Genomic DNA, 3,408 nt, shown 5'->3' with positions numbered 1-3,408 from the left:
GCGCGATGATGGTCGCGAGCACCGAGCACCTGGCCGAGCTCGAGGCCCACTGGAACGTGCTGCGCGCCATGAACACCGGCGCCACGCGGCTTGGCAGCGAAGAAGCGCTGGCGATGGTGCCTGCGCTCAGGCCCGGACAGGTGGCCGGCGCCGTCTACGAACCCGACGCCGCCGACATGGACGTGCACGCCATCCACCAGGGCTACCTGCGCGGCATGCGGCAGGCCGGCGGCAAGCTGGTGTGCGATGCCGGCGTGACGGCCATCGAACGCATCGGCGAGCGCTGGCGCGTGACGGCTGGCGGCAATGTCTACGAAGCACCGGTGCTGCTCAATGCCGCAGGCGCCTGGGTCGACACCATCGCGCAGATGGCCGGTGTGCAGCCCATCGGCATCGAACCGCGCCGGCGCTCGGCCTTCGTCTTCGCGCCGCCCGAAGGCAGCAGCGTCGCGCACTGGCCCATGGTGTTCGGCGCCGACGAAGGCTGGTACATCAAGCCCGATGCCGGCATGCTGCTCGGCTCGCCGGCCAATGCCGACCTGGTCGAGCCGCAGGACGTGCAGCCCGAGGAGCTGGACATCGCCTTCGCGATCCACCGCATCGAGGAAGCGACCACGCTCGCCATCCGCCGGCCCGCGCGCACCTGGGCCGGCCTGCGCTCCTTCGTGGCCGACGGCGACCTGGTGGGCGGCTTCGATCCGGACGCGCCGGGCTTCTTCTGGGTTGCGGCGCAGGGCGGCTACGGCAGCCAGACCTCGGCGGCCATGGGCGAGGCCTGCGCGGCGCTGGCGCGCGGACTGCCGCTGCCCGAACGCATTGCGGGCTTCGGCCTCACGGCCGAGATGCTCGGGCCGCAGCGCCTGCGCACGGCCGCAGCCGGCTGACAAGAACACTTCCACCACCGCAGAGACAAACCCATGCGTGTCTTCAGCGCCTCCCTGGCCACCGAAACCAACACCTTCGGCCCGATGCCGACCGGCCTCGCCTCCTTCAAGGACCGCGGCTACTTCCCGGCCGGCCAGCACCCGGACGCGATGACGCTGTTCTCGGGCCCGCTGTGGGCCGCACGCATGCGCGGCGCCGACCGCGGCTGGCAGCTGTTCGAAGGCATGGTGGCCGGCGCGCAGCCCAGCGGCACCACCACGCGCCACGCCTACGAAACGCTGCGCGACGAGTTGCTGGCCGACCTGCGTGCGGCGCTGCCGGTCGAGATGGTGCTGCTCGGCCTGCACGGCGCCATGGTGGCCGACGGCTACGACGACTGCGAAGGCGACCTGCTGGCGCGCGTGCGGCAGATCGTCGGGCCGGGCGTGGTGATCGGCGCCGAGCTCGATCCGCACAACCACCTCACGCCGCAGATGGTCGCCAACGCCGACCTGATGATCTCGTTCAAGGAATATCCGCATACCGACGTGCTCGAGCGCGGCCTGGAGTTGGTGGACATCTGCGCCGCCATGGTCGAAGGCAAGGTGAAGCCGGTGGCCGCGGTGGTCGACTGCGACATGATCGTCACAGTGCATACCTCGCGCGAGCCGGCGCGCGGCTTCGTCGAGCGCATGCAGTCGCTCGAAGGCAAGGACGGCGTGCTGTCGATCTCGCTCACGCATGGCTTCTCGTGGGGCGACGTGCCCGAGATGGGCACCAAGGTGCTGGTCTACACCGACGGCGACCAGGCCAAGGCCGATGCGCTGGCCCGCCAGCTGGCCGACGAAGTCATCGCCATGCGCGAGGGCCTCGCGATCGACTACCCGGGCATCAACGCCTCGCTCGACCAGGCACTGGCCTTCGACGGCGGCCCGGTGGTGCTGTCCGACGGCGCCGACAACCCCGGCGGCGGCGCGGCCAGCGACTCCACCTTCATCCTGCGCCGCATGGTCGAGCGCGGCATCACCAACGCGGCCATCGGCCCGATGTGGGACCCGATCGCGGTGCGCATCGCCTTCGACGCGGGCGTGGGCGCCAAGCTCGCGATGCGCATCGGCGGCAAGATCAGCCCGCTGTCGGGCGACCCGATCGACCTCGACTGCACCGTGAAGGCGCTCAAGCACGACCTGGTGATGACGGGCCTGGCGGGCACGCCCACGCTCATGGGCGACAGCGCGCTGGTCGAGGCCAACGGCATCGAGATCGTGCTGATCACGCTGCGCAACCAGGCCATGGGCACCGACCTGTTCACGCAGCTGGGCTGCGACCTTGCGGCCAAGAAGATCATCGTCGTGAAGTCGTCGCAGCATTTCTATGCCTCGTACTCGAAAGTCGCGAAGCACGTGATCTACGCCGGCGCCCCCGGTGCAGTGACGCTCGACCTCAACACCCTGCCCTACCGCAAGGCGCGCCTGCCCAAGTGGCCGATCGGCGTCGCCGCCTGACCTTTTCTTTCGCCCCCACCGGAGAACCGACGATGAAACGACGAACGCTTGCCGCCCTTGCCACCCTGGCGCTTTCCGCCGCGTGCCTGCCGGCGCTCGCACAGACGCCGGCGCCCAAGACGCTCAAGGTGGTGGCGCATGCCGACCTGAAGATCCTCGACCCGACCTTCACCACCGCCTACATCTCGCGCAACTTCGGCTACATGGTCTACGACACGCTGTTCGCGCAGGATGCGAACGGCAAGCCGCAGCCGCAGATGGCCGAGAAGTACACCTCCTCCAAGGACGGCAAGCAGTGGAGCTTCACGCTGCGCCCGGGCCTGAAGTTCTCCGACGGCGCCGCCGTGACCTCGGCCGATGCCATTGCCTCGCTGCAGCGCTGGGCCGCGCGCGACAGCATCGGCCGCGCCATGGTGGCGGGCGGCGCCGAGTGGAAGGCGGTGGATGCGCGCACCTTCACGCTCACGCTCGCCGAGCCCTTCGGCCTGGTGCTCGAGGGCCTCGCCAAGCCCTCGAGCTTTCCGCCCGTGATCCTGCCCGAGCGGCTCGCGAAGATGCCCGCGACGGCGCCGCTGCCCGAGGTGATCGGCTCCGGCCCCTTCATCTTCAAGCGCGACGAGTGGGTGCCCGGCAACAAGACCGTGTTCGTGCGCAACCCCAACTACCTGCCGCGCAGCGAACCGCCGAGCGGCCTGGCCGGCAGCAAGAAGACCAGCTTCGACCGCGTCGAATGGCTCTACCTGCCCGACGCCAACAGCGCCATCGCGGCGCTCAAGCGCGGCGAGGTCGACCTGGTGGAACAGGTGCCGCCCGACTACATCGCGCCGCTGCGCACCGACCCCGGCGTGAAGATCGGCTCGGGCGGAACCTACCAGGGCTTCCTGGTCATGAACCACCTGCTGCCGCCCTTCAACAACCCGAAGGTGCGCCAGGCGCTGCTGCAGGCCGTGAGCCAGGAGCGCATCGTCGCGGCCATGGGCTATCCGCTGGACATGCGCATGGCCTTCTGCCCGACCTTCTTCATCTACCTTCTTCATCT

3 protein-coding genes are annotated in these 3,408 nt (G+C 69.6%); all 3 read left to right on the top strand.

Annotation, left to right across the window (positions count from 1 at the left end):
- The coding region (locus tag AC1DOC_RS25355; protein WP_478130738.1) for an NAD(P)/FAD-dependent oxidoreductase at nucleotides 1–884 on the top strand (884 nt) is incomplete at its 5' end.
- A gap of 33 nt (nucleotides 885–917) precedes the next feature.
- On the top strand, nucleotides 918–2,369 hold the full coding sequence (locus AC1DOC_RS25350) for a M81 family metallopeptidase (protein ID WP_478080504.1): 1,452 nt from the start codon (nucleotides 918–920) through the stop codon (nucleotides 2,367–2,369).
- 32 nt (nucleotides 2,370–2,401) lie between these two features.
- Nucleotides 2,402–3,408, top strand: a 1,007-nt coding sequence (locus tag AC1DOC_RS25345; RefSeq protein ID WP_478130737.1) for an ABC transporter substrate-binding protein, incomplete at its 3' end; no start/stop codon positions are given.

The sequence above is a fragment of the Variovorax sp. 01T439_2 genome (assembly GCF_056398445.1).
This window is presented reverse-complemented; position numbering and strand designations above follow the sequence as displayed.